Below are 17,001 nucleotides of genomic sequence, written 5' to 3' on the forward strand. Positions count from 1 at the left end.
TCATTGTTGCTCGCTTTTTACATAGAACGACTATGCGACAAAGCGAGCGTCGCGATCAGAAAGCGTTTAGATTGAACAAAATTCAATCTCGAAAGATCAACACACCCTAAATAAATCGCTTTTAATTCCAACCCATTTTTTTAAGTTAGGTGGCGCTTCACAGGAACTCACTCTCTGCGTTGCAGCTTATTGAAAGGGAGTGACCATTCCGGCAAGCTGCGCCTGGATATTGAGTCCCTGTGACAGCGCTGAAATCAAGCATCTTGAAGTAGCATGGGTATATCTATACGATAGTCTTATTGACTAAATACCCACCAATGAGACTCAGCTATGCCGCATACGTCTAGCGCAAGCACGCCGGCTTCTTCATCAATAAACACTCCACCTCGCGCCGCTTGGCAAAACCCACTGATTTACCTGCTCGCCTTTTGCAGTGGTTTTTCGATTATGGGGGTAGAGCTGCTTGGTGGTCGTATTCTCGCACCATTTTTTGGCAGCAGCGTGCATATTTGGGGCAGCATTATTACTGTGTTTATGCTGAGCCTGTCGATTGGCTACTTATATGGCGGTAAGCTATCAACCCGTGATGCTAACCTTAGCCGCTACGGGATTATTTTTATCATTGCCGGTGTGTTGGTATTGCCCATTGCCCTGTGGGCAAACCCGATAATGGAGTGGATATTTGTGGCGATAGAGGACAGCCGCTATGGCTCGCTTGCCGCAGCAAGTGCCTTATTTCTGCTACCAACCATAGTACTTGGTATGATTTCACCTTATTCAGTGCGTTTACTGGTTACCAATAAAGAACAAAGTGGCCAAGTGGCGGGTATTCTCTATTTTGTTAGTACGTTAGGCTCAGCGCTTGGCACAATATTCACTTCCTTCTATTTCGTCTTGTGGTTTGAAGTAAATACCTTGATTGTCAGTTACAGTTTGCTGCTGGTGGCACTCGGTAGTGTGGCCATTACCTGCCAGAAAGCCGCTCAGCAAACATCCAATAACAGTGCAGCCGAGGTGATTCATGAAAGTTAGTGTTTACGTTGCGAGTTTGCTCTTAGTGCTTGGCTTAGCAGGTCATGCCGTGCAAGCAAAAGTGATTCACCAAGAAAGATCCTTGTATCGCAATATTTTGGTAGAAGACACAGGCAACCTTCGCTGTCTTAAATTCAATGTCAAGAGCAAGAAAACCAATCAAAGCTGTTTTCTGAAATCGGAGCCAAATCGATTGGTGTTCAATTACACCAAATTAATGTTCTCCGGCATGATAGTGAACCCCAACCCAGAGCGTATTTTAATTGTCGGTTTAGGGGGCGGTACTATGTCGAACACCCTGCACCAATTGCTACCCACTGCAGAAATTGAAAACGTTGAAATAGACCCAGCCGTGATCAAAGTGGCTCGCCAGTATTTTAGTTTCGTTGAAAATGATCAGGTTACCAGCCAAGTTAAAGACGGCCGTATTTTTATCAAGCGCGCATTGCTGAAAAAACAGCAGTACGACTGGATTATTTTAGACGCTTTTAATGGCGACTATATTCCCGAACACTTGATGACGAAAGAGTTTTTACAGGAAACCAAAGCGCTGCTGTCCGCAAATGGGGTGATCACCGCTAACACTTTTTCTATTAGCGATTTATATGATTATGAATCAGCAACTTACCAAGCCGTGTTTGGTGACTTTTACCAAGTAAAAAACAATAAGAATGACAACCGCATCATTTTAACCACGAAAAATGGCTTACCCAAGCCAAATCAGCTAGAAGCAAACTTGGCATCACTTCACGATCGCTTGCGCCCTTACGACGTTAACATTCTCAAAGTATTTAACAGCTTTACTGACAAGCAAGACTGGCCTAGTGATACACCATTGCTAACGGATCAATACTCACCTGCGAACTTGTTGAACCAGTAGCAATATTGTTGTTAACAATTTACGGACTCAAAATAGAGTTGAGCAAGAATTGATTAGTTATATGCTACTTACCAAGCCCCAGTGAAAGCTGCTCCATAATCGCGAGTAGCTGCTGAGCGTCTGGGCTCTTGCTATTCATTAACCCTTTCACTGTCCCCAGTTGATCCGCTTGGCTGCGATGTTGCCCGAGCTTGGCCTTAGCTTCGACGCGGTCGATATCAATGCAAAAACCGATAATGCCTTTAGCGAGTTTATGCTGGTAATCCAGCGGCATGGTGAGTTGGCTATCAGTATTTAGCGCTTGTTCATCCAATGCTTGTTCGTCTAACTCTTGCTCGTGTAATAGCGCAGGCTGATATTTTTGAACTAACTGTTGAACCGCTTCTATGGTTTGCACCTCATCAAGCCAGTGCAAGCTGCCATGAACATGCACAGCAACATAATTCCATGTGGGTACGGCAGGTTTACTTTGATACCAAGTCGGGTCGATATAGTCGTGTGGGCCATGGAATATTGCCAACACATCAGAGTTTTCGGCCACTTTTTTATGGGGATTATTGCGGGCGATATGACCGATTAAGCAGTTTTGTGCTTGGTCGTATATTAGCGGTACATGTGTGGCGTCTAAGCTGGGGGAAACGACAGTCGCAAAGCTGTATCGATTGATAATGTCAGCAATATCACTCGGCGCTTGAATTCGCCATTTTTCTGGAACGTGCATACGGGCCCTCATCCATTAGTCGATATATCCAATCAACAAAATAACAGACAAGCCACTGACTATGTGAATCTAAGAATTTATTTTCAGCAGAAATTTGATGAATAGCTAAAACCGTTATTGACCTACCATAGCCTTATTAGTTTCAGCGTGATTACTTTTTTCGACCGAGGGATAAACGCTTTTTATTACCTGCATTGTTACCCGTTTCATTGACTTCGTTATCAGTTTTTTTACTGGCTTTGAGTTTAGGGTTATCGATGCGATAAGTGTTGCTTTTAGTGCTAATTGGCTTAGGCTTTTCAGCACGGTTTTTTCTTGGCTGTTCGCTATCGCGAATAGGTCTCGCTGATTGATGATCTCGTTTGGCAGTGTGCTTGGCGTCTTTGCGATTCGTATACGCTGCTGGCTTTTTACCGCTGCGATCTTCATTTTTCGGCTTGTGCTGTGGCTTATTCGATGCGCCAGCATCACGCGTGTCTAGATTTGTTCTTTGGGCACTGGGTTTTTGAGTGGCTTTATCTGTTTTGACTTTGTTAGCATTTGGGCGACTTTTATCGCTTCTGCTTCTTTTAATTCCCTTGCCTTCGCTTTCCGCCTGCTCGGCTTTCAGTGAGGTTTTACGCGAGTCTTTTACCGCACTATTAATTTGCGCTAGCTCGTCTTTAGTTAAGTTGCGCCATTGCCCCGGCTTTAAGCCGGTTAAATCAACATTCATAATGCGCACGCGCTTGAGCTTAGTCACTTCATAACCCAAGTATTCACACATACGGCGAATTTGTCGGTTTAAGCCTTGGGTTAAGGTGATCTTAAAAACAAAACGACTGACGGGTTCAACGCGGCAAGGGTTGGTAATCGTCCCTAAAATAGGCACGCCGCGCGACATACGCTCAACAAAGCGTTCACTGATCGGCTTGTCTACCGTGACGATATACTCTTTATCGTGGGCATTTTCAGCACGTAAGATCTTATTGACAATATCGCCATCACTGGTCAGAAAAATCAGCCCTTCCGAGGGTTTATCTAAACGGCCAATGGGAAAAATTCGCGCTTGATGACCAATGGCATCAACGATATTGCCGCGCACTTGGCGCTCAGTGGTACAAATCACCCCTATCGGCTTGTGATAAGCGATATAAATACGATCCGATTTATTCTCAGCACTGGCGGCTATTGGCTTGCCATCAACGGCCACTTGGTCGCCATCTTGTACCTTTGTTCCCAACTCCGGTAGCTTGCCGTTTATCGTCACTCGCTGTTGCTCAATTAATTTATCCGCTTCACGGCGCGAGCAAAAACCCGATTCACTGATAAATTTATTCAGGCGCTTTCCTGTGGCGGCATTTTGGGCAGGTGTTTGAGCTGTGTTGTGTGTTGGCAAGATGGGATTCTCTAAGTAGTTCGCTAAGCAGTTGTCTAAGTCGGGATCATAGCGCAAATAGGCGTAAAACGCTGCTGTAAATCACCACCTAACAATGTCATAACATTAACGACGGTTATTCGCTGCGCAGCCAAACGGCTAAATGTGTTGGTTATTTAGACATTTACATCAAAAAACAGTATGTTAATTCAATAATTATAAAAACTCTCACAAAAGCGAAGCGCGTTTGATGATGGTGTGGCGTGTTAGCTGTTGATAAGGGAATATCCGCAAAACCATGTGCAGGTTCCAATTCAGATTAAAATCTAGTTATTCGACCTTGCTGATAGCAGCAAGCGCGCTGGCCGCCAGCAGTGCTAAGGCAGAAGAAAGTGTTTATCGCTACCACTCTGAGCAAGGCGTGCTGTCGTTTTCTGACATTGAGCCTGTCGATACTTATTACGAAACCGTCAAATTTGGCTGCTATGCCTGTGGCGTTTATTCCGAAATTGACTGGCTAGAAACTAAGCTCTACCCATACGCCTACTACAAAGAAATCGAAGGCATGGCTGACTACTACCAAGTGGATGCCAATCTCGTACGCGCCATTATTCATGCCGAATCGCACTTTCGCAAAGATGTGATTTCCAAGCAAGGTGCACAGGGGTTAATGCAGTTAATGCCAGCGACTGCGCGCGAACTTGGCGTGGTCAACCCATTTGATCCGCAGCAAAATATTCGTGGTGGCGTGAAACACCTCGCCAAGTTGACAAAGAAATACTACGGTAATATTCGCATGGTTGCCGCCGCATATAACGCTGGCGAAGGCTCAGTAGAGAAGTACAACGGCATTCCGCCATATGCCGAAACTCAGGTATATATTGAACGGGTTGAGATATTGCATAAGCGATATAGCAAAATCATTTAAGTTTACGGGTTAACAGGCGCTAGTTAGCATTCTCTATTTCGCCACTCACAGACAACGTACATCAGCGCTTCCATTACAACTTATGCCGCAATCTGCATGCAAATTGCGTTGGCTCATTACTTTGACTTCGCTGAGCATTGTGAAATACCAAACTATCGGATATATTTTCTTTTGTTGCGCGCATCCATGGCGCAGCATTTTCACTCGTCAACTTGGTAATTTTTTGAACGCGATTGTCATCAATTACTAGTAAACCACTGCTACTGAGCGATTAGTTTACTAGCCTTCTTTCCCTCAAAAACTTGATGCTTTTTGAGCGGTTTTTCATACCTTAAATTTGAGTACAACACAGTGAAAAAAACTATCAATATTCGCGCAATGTCAACAGCCGATCTACCAACAATCAAACAGATTATCGCAGAAAACCAACTGTTTCCGGCCCATTATCTGGACGAAATGAGCCATGGCTACTTCTCGCAGCAAACACCTGAGTATTGGCTTGTCGCCGAGTGCAAACAGGGTGAAGTTGTTGGTGTAGCCTATAGCGCGCCAGAGCAAATGACAGCAGGAACCTGGAATTTATTAATGATCGCTGTCGCCAAATCCCATCAGGGACAAGGTGTCGGTTCACAATTGATGTTTGCGACTGAAACGAAGCTTCGCAGTATGCAAACGAGGATTTTGCTGGTTGAAACATCTAGCCTGCCAGCATATGAATTAACTCGACGGTTTTACCCCAAACTTGGCTATCAAAAAATCGCGACCGTGCCTGACTATTACGATAAAGGCGATGATAAAGTTATCTTTTGGAAGTCTTTAAACCGTTAACACTTATAACGATAACACTCATGCCGTTTGCTCTTCACTGTTAACACTAAAGAGCAAACGGACACCTAGCGCTCATTTTTACCTTCATATTTCTGCCAAATGAAATAAATACTTAATCATTCAGCGAGAATTAAAAGGCTCAGAGGCACAGGTTATATCCTCCATACATAACCATGACCCAGTATTAAGGCCAAACGAGTCCGCCTAATTAGCCGCTACTTTCTGTTACATAAATCGCTTCGTTTTATTGGTGGCCTGGGCATTAGCAGGATCATCAGGCCAGAAGTGTTTTGGGTATCTACCCTTCATTTCTTTTTGCACTTGTTGATAACTGCCTTGCCAGAAGCCAGCCAGATCTTGCGTAACTTGCAATGGTCGACCGGCGGGTGATAACAGTTCAAGCGTCAGGTTAATACCGTTGCCTTGTGTAACTTGAGTGCTATCGCCAACTTGTGGTGAGTCAGATAGGCCATACACTTCCTGCATTGGCAGTGACACGATTGGCGATTTTCCTACTAGCGCACTGGTTGAATCGCTTGGATATCGAATCGGGCATTTGCGCCCGGTCGGCCCCACAAAGGCTAGTGGCGCAAAGTGTTCCAGCGCTTGTTGTTGCTGATAATCCAATACCGAATGCAGCATCGTCATAAAGTCTAATGCCAGTAGAGCCGACTTTTTCTTAATATCGCCAACGTAAGGATCAAACCATTCCGCTAAATTAGCCAGTAACCAGCTATCATCCATGCAAGGAATGGATAGCTCAGGGGCATTTGCTGCCAACCAACGAATACGCGCCAGCAAGGCTTTCACATCGTCAGAAAACGTGAGCCATGCCAGTCCTTTTTTCGCCAATTGCTGATGCCACATGGCAGTAATAAGTTCCGGGGTTAACTGGGTTTGACTAGTTTGCTCCGCCAGTACAATAGCCCCTAAATAACGCTTGATACTGGCGCTAATCGCATCTTTTTGCTCGTTATAATTCAATTCTTCGCGGGCGATGATTTCAACCACCTGCCATTCTTCTAACACGGCTAAATTCACAGGTGCCGCCAGTGAAATTCGTTGCTCATTGCCAAGTTTGACGGTGTTCGCCGCGACAATAAACGTCTCATCACAAAGCGAGTCACTATCAGATAAGGTTAGCCCTTTGCCTGCGCTAGAGAGGTAACTTGACTGCTGACTGCGTTTTTTCGCAATGCGCTCTGGGTAAGCGAATGCCAAGAGTAACCCTGAAGATTCACGGGCTACTTGCCCCTGCCATGTATGCCCTAGTTGTCGCGCCAATTGCTTGGCCTGTTGCACAATACGAGCAATAGCGCCATGCGTTTTACCTGCGCGATTTTTGCTGACAATTAAATCAACGCGCACGCCAATATCCGCATTGTCACGACTGGCTTCACGGCTGAGAATATCTCGCTCTTCTAATAACGCGGCCAACAAACAAGCTAAATTCAATACCCTCAAGTCGTCCGTTTCGGCTGCGATACTTTTAGCCGCCACTAGCATATGGGCAAATCTTGGATGGCAACTCAACTGAGCCACTTGCTGGCCGTGTTTGGTGAGTTTTTGCTGTTCATCGACAATGTTAAGTTGTGCTAACGCTTGCCAGCCTTGGTTAGTCAACGCTTGGTTAGGTTGATCCAACAAGGGCAGCTCAGTCAGTGCTGACACACCCCAACGGGCAGCTTCCATCAACACAGGAAGTAAATCTGATTGCAAAATCGCTGGCGCTGCTTGCTCTGGACGACGTTGAAAGTCTTCTTCGCCGTACAAGCGAATACAGTGCCCCGGTGCCAATCGCCCTGCTCGGCCTGCTCGTTGAATTGCTGACGCTTTACTAATTGCTTGCTGAGTCAGTTGATTGGTCATGGTTTGCACATCGTAGCGGGCGACTTTTTCAAAGCCCGCGTCAATCACTAAGGTAATGCCATCTATGGTTAAACTGGTTTCGGCGATGTTGGTTGCCAATACAATTTTTCGTTGCCCTGTTACCGCTTGCATTGCCCGTTGTTGCTCGGCCAGTGATTGGTCACCAAATAATGGTTCGATAATCAGATCTGCTGGCAGTGCTTGAGGCTGGTCACTCAGCTGGTCAAATAGGTATCGAATATCCGCGACACCCGGTAAAAAGACTAACGTGGAACCTTGGTGATGCAAGGCGTGTTGGCGAATAACGTTCAGTGCATGATCACGCCAAAACACTTGATTGGGCACGGGAAAAAACTGAGTAGAAACCGGATAACTGCGCCCCTGTGAATACAAACTGACGGCATCTGGCAGTTGCGCCGTTAGCTGCTCGGTTGATAACGTTGCCGACATCAGCACTATCGTGAGGTCTTCACGCAGACCTTGCTGGCAGTCTCTTGCCAATGCAAACGCCATATCGCCCTGCACCGAGCGTTCGTGAAATTCATCAAACAAAATTAAACTCGCCTGAGCAAGTTCAGGATCTTGCTGTAACAGCTGAATTAAAATACCTTCGGTGATGACTTCGAGCTTAGTTTGGGCAGATACTTTACTATCGTTTCGCAGGCGATAACCGACCGTTTGCCCCACCGACTCGCCGAGCTGGCTCGCTAAGTAAATAGCAATGTTTTTGGCCGCAACACGCCGAGGTTGTAGCAGGTAAATGGTGTTATCTGCCATCGGCGTTGCTAGCAGCCAAAGGGGTAATACCGTTGATTTACCAGCACCGGGAGGCGCCGATAAAATAATGGTTTGATGCTGGTTTAACGCCGTAAGAAACTCGGCTTTAATTTGCTCGATAGGAAAGCTTGGCAAAATATTCACGCTTTGTTTATTGCTCATCAATTGGCACAACTGCCGATTTTACGAACAATTCAAGAAGTTGATCTAAATTAAAAAGTGACGGTAATTGTCATTTCTTCCCAATTGCCCGCCCTGTTATACTGGGAACTAGTCTCCGTTCCAAATTGTAACGACTCTTGAATTATTAAGGAAGCCAATCACCATGCTCAACAGCCTATTTGCCGCAGTTTCCCGTGGCTCGCATAGCTTGGCTTGCATTCGTTGTCGGCCGCAATGGATGGTCTTTACCCTATTATTGCTCGGTGTTTTCTCCGGCAATTTGGCATTTGCCCATGATCGGCTTGAGCACCAACCAGCCCCCCACCTTAATAGCAACACTACTGCCGACACTCTGCCTATCACGGCATCAACAAAGCACTTTGACCACGGCAACCGCAAAGCACAAGCGATTGCGACCGAATTAAAATACCTTGATGAAGTGCTAACCTCGTCTGTGCTGAGTTATGTGTTTACAGGAGAGCAAAAGTGGTTAGCCCGTTATCGCGAGCACAAACCTCAGCTGGAGATTTTAGTCGCAAGGTTGCAACACCACCCTGAGGCCAGTGAGTCTGAATTTATCCAGCGATTGACTATCAGCAACGCAAAACTGCTTGAATTAGAGGCCAAGGCCATTGATTTGGCAAAACAAACTAAGCGCCAGCAAGCTATGCAAGTGCTCAATTCTGACGACTACTTCGCGTCTAAAGACGCCTTTATGACGGCCAGTTTGGGCTTTAAAAACCACCTTGAACAAAGCCGACGCAACCAACAGCACGCCGCGGTTGAGGGTCAAGGAAAGCTATTTACATTGAACCAACAAGAGCGTGACTGGTTGGCCAATACCACGATCAAAGTAGGCGTGGAGCACTGGCCACCTTTTATTTTTCAGCAAAACAATGGTGAGCTTGGCGGCATTGCAGGCGGGCTACTGCAAAGTATTGCGGCACAAACGGGGCTAAAGTTTGAAATTGTCAGTGGTCAGTGGCAAGACCTGCTGTCAGCACTAGCCAAAGGTGAAATTGACCTGATCCCAGACGCTTACTTGACCCAAGCGAGACAACGCTTCGGCGATTTTTCCAGGCCGTATTACCTCATTCATGAAAAAATATTTGTTCTCAAAGAAAACAAGAACCTCACTCAGCTAGACGACTTAGCAAATGCCACCATTGCCATTCCTCGTGGCTACGTGAGTGTTGAACATTTCACCAATCGCTTTCCAGCGGCCAATATTCTGGCAACCGAAAGTGTTGATCAGTCGATTAACGCCGTATTGTCAGGCCAAGCAGACGCCCTGCTCGACGCACAAATCGTGATGCGCGATCGAATCGCCGCAGCAGGTATTCGCAACTTAAAAATGCTTGATGAAGAAGTCGTCCCGCCAGAGCCTTTGCATTTTCTTGTCGGCCAGCAGCACCCAGAATTACTTAGCATCATTAACAAGGTACTCGCGGTAACCGATGTCTCTCGGCTGATCAAAAAGAATCAACATTGGCTGGAATCTAGCGATGTAACGCAAATCCAAGCGAGCGCTACTGTCAGTAACCTTGAGCTTTACTATGTCGCTATCGCATTAGTACTTGTTTTACTGTTAATTGGCACTGGTGTAAGTACGTTAATGCTACGCAGTGATGAGAAACGCTTGGCTGAACGCTTTGGCTCAACGCGTTTTCAACGTTTGGTGATCTCAGGCTTGGTAGGGCTTGCCGTTATTTTGCTGCTCATTGCCTTTATCGTGATTAACAATGCTGAACACAAGACCAAACAGGTATTGGGCTATAATCTCAACTCATTATTGGCGTCAACTCACAGCCGATTGAACAACTGGATAGACGAAGAGCGACTCTTGCTTAGTCGCCTATCCAGCCACAGTGATCTGGTCGCTATGGTTGAACAACTGCTCGTGATTGACACCAGTACCGCGGCATTAACTCGCTCACCACTGCAATCTCAACTGCGCCAGTTTTTTGCTACCCGCAGCCAAACGTTGGGCCAACAAGAGTTCTATATTCTCTCCCCTGACATGGTGAGCTTATCCGCCATGGGTAATAGTGAATTAGGCAAACAGCACCCACTGGCGCAGTATTATGGTGAGCAACTCACTGGCGTGCTAGCAGGTGACCAAGTATTCTTACCACCTATTCAAATGCCTAGCCAAGTGCTTAGCCCAATACCTAACCCAACGCCAACCCAAAGCAATCAAACGCGTTTGTTTTTTGCTGTGCCCATTACCGATATAGGTGGCCAAACCATTGCCATTCTTGCTCTGGCATTTGATCCGAGCGAAGAGTTTTCCAACCAATTGGCAACGGGGTTCACGGGTCGAACAGGGGAAACTTATGCCTTTAATCAACAAGGGCGACTTATTTCAAACGTGCGTTTTGAAAATCAATTGAAAACTATTGGCTTAATCAATGCTGAGCAGTCGCCAATACTCACATTGCCACTGCGCAATCCCGGAAAAAACTTGCTCACCGAGCAATACAGCGCGCAAGCAATGGCGTCGTGGCCATTGACCGAAATGGCACAGAGTGCAACGCGTGGTTTCACTAGCAGTAACCTAGTTGGCTATAACGATTATCGCGGCGTCAAAGTGGTTGGTAGTTGGCTTTGGGATGCGGATTTGAACATTGGTATGGCAGTTGAAGTTGACCTTGAAGAGTCAGTTCAGCTGTTAACCATTTTCAAATACACACTTATCAGTATGCTATGTGTTGCCCTGAGTTTGCTATTCGGCTGTACTTTGTTCACGCTAAAACTCGGCACGCGCGCCACGACAGCATTAAGCCGCTCACATGGAGAGCTTGAGTGCTTAGTTGCAGAGCGCACGAGCGAGCTGCAAAGCAATATTGACCGCACCCAAACCATTATCGACAATGCTTCCGATGCAATCATCATAGTCAACGATCAAGGCATTATTGACAGCTTTGGCCCTTCTGCAGAGTTGATGTTTGGCTACAGTAAAGCGCAAGTTATTGGTCAACCGCTGTCGTTATTGATGGAGCTACCGTTTCATCACATTAGTCCAGAAGACATGTTTAACGGCCATATCATTGATCAACTCGGTATACGCGCCGATGGCTCAACCTTTGATATTGGTATTTCAGTGAGTGACTTTACCTTTGAAGGTGCACACTTTTTCACGGGCGCAGTGCGCGACATCACGATTCGTAAAGATGCGCAACGCGCACTAGAGCAGGCTAAAAATTCAGCGATAGAAGCCACGAAAGCCAAAAGTGATTTCTTGGCAAATATGAGCCATGAAATTCGCACCCCCATGAACGCTATTATCGGTATGAGCTATTTGGCGCTGCAAACTCACCTCACCGATAAACAGCATGATTACATTAATAAAATTCACGGCTCGGCTGATGCGCTGTTGGGAATTATTAATGATATTCTCGATTTTTCTAAAATTGAAGCAGGCAAATTAACACTCGAACAAGCACCGTTTAACCTCACGGAAACACTCGATCATGTTATTGAAACCATCGCCTTAAAAAGCCAGCAAAAAGGGATTGAGCTATTAATTGATCTCGCCCCCGGCTTACCGACGTGCCTAGTCGGCGATTCACTGCGATTAGGACAAATTCTTATCAACCTTGCGAGCAACGCCGTCAAATTTACTGAGCAAGGTGAAATCATCATCAAAATAGCGGCCAAAGAAGACTCAGCACAAGGGCTAACGCTACAATTCTCTGTCAGTGATACCGGTATCGGTATGACAGAAGCCCATCTGCAACGCTTGTTTAAATCATTCAGTCAAGCGGATGCCTCAACAACTCGCAAATATGGCGGCACAGGTTTAGGTTTAACAATTTGCAAAACCTTAACCGAAATGATGGGGGGAGAAATTTGGGTTGAGAGTGAATATCAAAAAGGCAGTACGTTCAGTTTTACGGCCCAATTTGACCGCTCAGATGAACCCGTCAGTAGACCTAAACTCGCCATCGCCGATGCTGCCGATATCAAAGTGTTGATTGTTGACGACAGCATGGCCGCGCGTGAAATATTGCAAACCATCGCCCAAAGCATTGGCTTTAATAGCGTGATTGCCGAGTCAGCCGAGCATGCTTTACAGCACATTGAACGCGCGGTAGAAAATCAGCAACCTTTTGATATTGTGTTAACCGATTGGAAAATGCCACACACAAACGGCGCTGAGCTGATCAAGGAAATATTAGCCAACCACCACTCGGTCACGCCGAAATTTATTATGCTGACCGCGTATGATCGCGACGAGATGATGGCAGCCTGTCACAATTTACCCATCAGCGCTTATTTAACGAAACCAGTGAGTGCATCAACATTGCTTGATGCCAATTTACAAGCACTTGGGCGCAGTGAGAAAGTCACTCAACAAATCACCACACAAAAGCTCGATATCAGCTCCACCGAAGCCATTCGAGGGGCGAATGTGTTGCTGGTAGAAGACAACGAAATCAACCAACAAATCGCCACTGAACTGCTGGAGATGGCACACCTCAATGTTGATACTGCCGTTGATGGTCAGCAAGCGGTCGATAAAGTTTTGGCTAATATGGACACTGACGAACAAGCGGACAAACAGAGTGAGCGCTTGGCTATATTGCCCTACGATGTTGTCCTCATGGATATTCAAATGCCGGTCATGGATGGCTACCAAGCAACAATGCGTATACGTGAGCACATTGGCGAAGAACGCTTGCCAATTATTGCCATGACCGCCAATGCCATGGCAGGCGATCGCGAGCGCTGTTTAGAGGCAGGCATGAACGATCACCTCACTAAACCAATATCACCTAGTGAAGTATTCGCTATGTTAAGCCACTGGATCGCGCCGAAAAATCAACCGCTAAATCAACTACTGACGACCGATAGAGGGATAAACGCAGACACTATAGCCGCAACGACAGGTGTCGCCGACAAGAGCTTAACAAGCGCTCAACCACTGACAGAAAACACTTCACCATTACCAGCAATAGCTGGCTTAGACACCGAAAGCGCGCTTGCAAGAATCGCGGGGAATATCCCACTTTACCTCAGCTTACTCGAGAAGTTTGTGACCAATCACAGTCAAGCGATTAGCCATCTTCGCCAACTACTCACCACTAACGATATTGATGGCGCGGTGCGCGCCACCCACACGCTTAAAGGCGTCACAGCAAGTATTGGCGCTACTGAGCTGTCGTTAACTCTGGCTCAGCTAGAGCAAATTATTGAGCAAGGTCATAGCTATGGCGCTCAGCTTAGCAACGCAGAGCAGGCAATGGCGAACGTCATCGCATCAATACAATCAGTTAGCCTACCACCACTCAGTAGCGACGAGACGCAACCAGCAGAGCCAGTACACGACACAGCTACGCTCAACAAGCTTTATCAACAACTGTGTGAAGAGGTCACTGATTTTGACGCTGACGCGCAGGAAACATGGCGCGTTTTACGAAAACAACTCAGTACACTGCTACCTAATGAAACAGAGAGCAAGTTGTCTCGCGCCTTGAGCGAATATGACTTCGAGCAAGCTGAGCAGTACCTCCCCGCTTTAGCAGAAACGATTAATAGCGTTATGACGACTTAATTCGCCACTTTCTAATCAGTTTCCGCCTTTAATAAACTGATCAGTAAGCCTTTCGAATAATGCCAAGCGAGTCACGCACGACTCGCTTGAGCTCTGTATTCCTCTGTCATATCCCTCAGCCATATTCCTCAGTCATTTTCCTCGGTCTTAGCACACAAACACCTGTTCATTATTCGAACACAAAATATCATCGAGTTGTCACCAAATCGTCAAAGCTAGTGTATTGGCTGCAAAATTAGTGGATTAGGGCATGAAAAACGCCTGATACGATAATCAAGCCGTACGCTTGCGTTGCACAAGGCACTGTTTTATAAAAGACACTATGGCTCGATACTTTTATGCGTTAGACATTGATGAGCGTGGCAGGCACGATTTAGCAGCATTGCAAGCGCGTATTTTGCCGTCTTTACCAAAACCTACGCCCCCTAAGAATTTGCATCTTACGCTGGCGTTTCTTGGTCAAGCCACTGACGAGCAACTCACCGCGATTAACCAAGTTGCAGCAACATTTGCCCCACCAAAAGCAAACTTATCAGCCGAAGAGACTGCAACGAATAGCCAAATTCAGTCCCCCAAACCTCGCCCCAATATTCAACCTCAGCCGCTAACATTGACAGTCGATCATCTCGCGATATTTCAAACAGCAAAAGTACTCTACGCAGGTCTGCAAATAACACCACACTGGCTGGCAGCACTTGCCAAGCAGTTAATTAACGCAGCCCTAGGCCAAGGCATCAAAATACCCGAGCGGGAATTTATCCCTCACATTACGTTGAGCCGAAAAGTGAGTCAGCTCTCTTTTGGTGAAAGTAAAGTTGAGAGTAAAATTGAAGATAAAGTAAAGGGGGAAGTTGAAGGTAAAAAAGAAATTAATTCCGTGCTTATTCCACCTATTGTGCTCACGATTTCAAGTTTTAGTTTATATCTTTCAAAGTCCACGGCCAATGGCGTTGACTATCAAGTAATTGAGCGCTTCAACATTTCTAAACCATTATAAATACTTGAATAATAAATAATTTAAAAAACTTGTAACTTGCTAAAAATCTGCTTACTTGGCAAGAAAGTCAAACCTTGCTATTGATATAGCCCGGCAAAAAGTGGACTGGGCGTTATGAACAAGCATCTCGATTCTTACTACAAAATGGTCAAGAAAGGTAATATTTTACTGGTCGAGGTACAGCGGCTAACAGGCGAGCAAACCATTGAGCAATATCATCAAGACATGATTGATCTGACGCTGGAAATGAAACACCAACCTTGGGCTTCACTGGTGGTTTACCGCGGTAATGGCGTGTTCACACCGGAAATAGAAAGCCACATTGTTGATATCACCAAGTTTCGCGCTAAAAACAATATGGTTGCCAATGCAACTGTGTTACTGGAAAACGCCCATGCCGACATCCAACAAATGCAACTCAGGCGTATTTACTCAAGCTGTAGCATGCCATTTTTTGTGTTCAGCAATATCGACAGTGCAGAAACTTGGCTGACAGATTTTTTAAAACAGCAACCACAAGCCATGTAGCTGCTGCCTGTTGATCGGCTAGTGCTTTGAGGCTTACTCAGCGTCCAGCACTAACTGAGCAATAGTCGCAATTGACAAACCGGTTGCCCCCACCGCCCACAATTCATTTGCTTTTCCATGATAAGCCGCAGCAATATCAAAGTGTAACCAACCTTTGCCTTGGTTCGGTACGAAGCGACTCAAGAAACCTGCCGCATTACTTGCGCCGCCCGGGCCACCTCCAGGAATTGGTCGACTGTTGGCCGTATCGGCAAAGGCCGACGGGCATTTAGTTTGGTGCCATTGTTCCAGCGGTAATTGCCAAATGGGTTCATTGACCGCCCGAGCCACGTTAATGGCTTGATCTGCCGTTTGTTGATCCAGTGAAAACAGCGCCGAATAGTCACCACCGGTCGCACTAACCGCTGCCCCCGTTAACGTAGCAGCGTCAATGATCAATGGCGCGCCAGTATCACCCGCAGCTAACAGGCCGTCAGCAAGTACAATTCGTCCTTCGGCATCGGTATTGGCGACTTCCATCGTGACACCGTTTTTATAGCGAATAACATCACCTAGCTTGTAAGCATGGCCATTGATCATGTTCTCGGCACAGCACAAGTACAGTTTTACGCGCTTGTTCAGCCCTTGTTCAATGGCCAGTGCGAATGCACCTGCCACCACCGCAGCACCGCCCATGTCACACTTCATATCAAACATGCCGGCATTCGATTTAATTGAGTAGCCACCGCTGTCAAAGGTAATGCCTTTCCCCACTAAACAGGCGGTAACTGGCGCTTGGCTATCACCTGTTGGATTGTAATCAACTTCCAGTAAACAAGGTGGGTTAGCACTGGCTTTACCGACGTTGTAAATACCAAGCCAGCCTTGCTCAACTAGCGCTTCACCGGCAGTAATTGTGGTTGAAATATTGTCGCCAGCAAGCCCGCTCAGATACGTCACCGTCTTTTCTGCCAGCGATAAAGGATAAAGCTCTGCTGGTGTTTGGTTGGTTAAGTCTCTCGCCCATGCATACACTGCCAGTTTTTTGCTTAACTCTGCTTGCTGTTCGCCACTAAAATCAACATTGGTCAGCTTACCAATGCTGGTAAAACCAAGGGCCACAGCCCACTGCTGTTCAGCCGACCAAGCATCGCCGTCAAAATGAATATGTTTAACACCTAAGCCATCTATTTTTCGCCCTGCACGCTGCAGGTCACGCAATGGGTACAAGCTTTCTGGCTCAAGGTAGACATGAATGTGATCATCAATCACTTGAATCAGGTTGTTCGCTTGCCAGCCAGTAGAAGGAGGTTGGTTTGATAGGAATAGTGAAGTAGTGGTCATCGCTAGCCTCAGAAATGTCATTGTTATAACAACATTATATAC

General features: G+C 46.3%; 10 protein-coding genes and 1 pseudogene. 7 read left to right on the forward strand and 4 right to left on the reverse strand.

Translation table 11 applies throughout. The annotated features are described in order from the left end of the window. Positions 1 to 447 precede the first annotated feature (447 nt). Positions 448 to 1,032 carry a fused MFS/spermidine synthase gene (locus DXX93_RS18495; protein WP_258872776.1) on the forward strand — a complete coding sequence of 195 codons (585 nt, stop codon included), beginning with the start codon at positions 448 to 450 and terminating at the stop codon, positions 1,030 to 1,032. Beyond that, positions 1,022 to 1,912 carry a spermidine synthase gene (locus DXX93_RS18500; protein WP_116009394.1) on the forward strand — a complete coding sequence of 297 codons (891 nt, stop codon included), beginning with the start codon at positions 1,022 to 1,024 and terminating at the stop codon, positions 1,910 to 1,912. The genes DXX93_RS18495 and DXX93_RS18500 overlap by 11 nt, the downstream gene beginning before the upstream one ends. Before the next feature lie 64 nt (positions 1,913 to 1,976). Here the strand turns inward: DXX93_RS18500 and DXX93_RS18505 are convergent, their stop codons facing one another. Both DXX93_RS18505 and rluF read right to left on the reverse strand, forming a co-directional pair. Further along, entirely contained in the window at positions 1,977 to 2,633 is a 657-nt protein-coding gene (locus tag DXX93_RS18505; RefSeq protein ID WP_116009395.1) for an FMN-binding negative transcriptional regulator, read from the reverse strand. Positions 2,634 to 3,033: 400 nt separating this feature from the next. Continuing rightward, a pseudogene (rluF, locus tag DXX93_RS18510) lies at positions 3,034 to 3,954 on the reverse strand (23S rRNA pseudouridine(2604) synthase RluF); the annotation flags it as partial. Between the two features lie 376 nt (positions 3,955 to 4,330). Here rluF and DXX93_RS18515 point away from each other — a divergent pair. Then, positions 4,331 to 4,918, forward strand: a complete 588-nt coding sequence (locus DXX93_RS18515; protein WP_258872716.1) for a lytic transglycosylase domain-containing protein — start codon at positions 4,331 to 4,333, stop codon at positions 4,916 to 4,918. Between the two features lie 351 nt (positions 4,919 to 5,269). Beyond that, entirely contained in the window at positions 5,270 to 5,746 is a 477-nt protein-coding gene (locus DXX93_RS18520; RefSeq protein WP_116009397.1) for a GNAT family N-acetyltransferase, read from the forward strand. Between the two features lie 225 nt (positions 5,747 to 5,971). Here the strand turns inward: DXX93_RS18520 and hrpB are convergent, their stop codons facing one another. Next, on the reverse strand, positions 5,972 to 8,554 hold the full coding sequence (gene hrpB / locus DXX93_RS18525) for an ATP-dependent helicase HrpB (RefSeq protein WP_116009398.1): 2,583 nt from the start codon (positions 8,552 to 8,554) through the stop codon (positions 5,972 to 5,974). A 163-nt stretch (positions 8,555 to 8,717) separates the two neighbouring features. Between hrpB and DXX93_RS18530 the strand changes: the two genes are divergently transcribed. The 3 genes from DXX93_RS18530 to DXX93_RS18540 all read left to right on the forward strand — a co-directional run bounded on the left by DXX93_RS18530 (position 8,718) and on the right by DXX93_RS18540 (position 15,636). Then, complete coding sequence (locus DXX93_RS18530) at positions 8,718 to 14,111, forward strand: response regulator (RefSeq protein WP_116009399.1); 5,394 nt, start codon at positions 8,718 to 8,720, stop codon at positions 14,109 to 14,111. A gap of 322 nt (positions 14,112 to 14,433) precedes the next feature. Then, the gene (locus DXX93_RS18535; protein ID WP_116009400.1) at positions 14,434 to 15,108 is read left to right on the forward strand and encodes a 2'-5' RNA ligase family protein; all 675 of its coding nucleotides are present in this window, start codon (positions 14,434 to 14,436) and stop codon (positions 15,106 to 15,108) included. Positions 15,109 to 15,222: 114 nt separating this feature from the next. Then, entirely contained in the window at positions 15,223 to 15,636 is a 414-nt protein-coding gene (locus DXX93_RS18540; protein WP_116009401.1) for a hypothetical protein, read from the forward strand. A gap of 33 nt (positions 15,637 to 15,669) precedes the next feature. Here DXX93_RS18540 and pepB read toward each other — a convergent pair whose 3' ends face one another. Beyond that, on the reverse strand, positions 15,670 to 16,959 hold the full coding sequence (pepB, locus tag DXX93_RS18545) for an aminopeptidase PepB (protein WP_116009402.1): 1,290 nt from the start codon (positions 16,957 to 16,959) through the stop codon (positions 15,670 to 15,672). Between the last annotated feature and the right edge of the window lie 42 nt (positions 16,960 to 17,001).

The organism is Thalassotalea euphylliae, from assembly GCF_003390335.1.
Classification (GTDB): Bacteria; Pseudomonadota; Gammaproteobacteria; order Enterobacterales; family Alteromonadaceae; genus Thalassotalea_F; species Thalassotalea_F euphylliae_B.

Excerpts from the sequence above, each read along its gene's own strand:
- DXX93_RS18535 (WP_116009400.1), top strand. The coding sequence starts at position 14,434 with ATGGCTCGATACTTTTATGCGTTAGACATTGATGAGCGTGGCAGGCAC.
- DXX93_RS18495 (WP_258872776.1), top strand. The coding sequence starts at position 448 with ATGGGGGTAGAGCTGCTTGGTGGTCGTATTCTCGCACCATTTTTTGGC.
- DXX93_RS18505 (WP_116009395.1), bottom strand. The coding sequence starts at position 2,633 with ATGCACGTTCCAGAAAAATGGCGAATTCAAGCGCCGAGTGATATTGCT.
- DXX93_RS18530 (WP_116009399.1), top strand. The coding sequence starts at position 8,718 with ATGCTCAACAGCCTATTTGCCGCAGTTTCCCGTGGCTCGCATAGCTTG.
- pepB (WP_116009402.1), bottom strand. The coding sequence starts at position 16,959 with ATGACCACTACTTCACTATTCCTATCAAACCAACCTCCTTCTACTGGC.
- DXX93_RS18500 (WP_116009394.1), top strand. The coding sequence starts at position 1,022 with ATGAAAGTTAGTGTTTACGTTGCGAGTTTGCTCTTAGTGCTTGGCTTA.
- hrpB (WP_116009398.1), bottom strand. The coding sequence starts at position 8,554 with ATGAGCAATAAACAAAGCGTGAATATTTTGCCAAGCTTTCCTATCGAG.
- DXX93_RS18540 (WP_116009401.1), top strand. The coding sequence starts at position 15,223 with ATGAACAAGCATCTCGATTCTTACTACAAAATGGTCAAGAAAGGTAAT.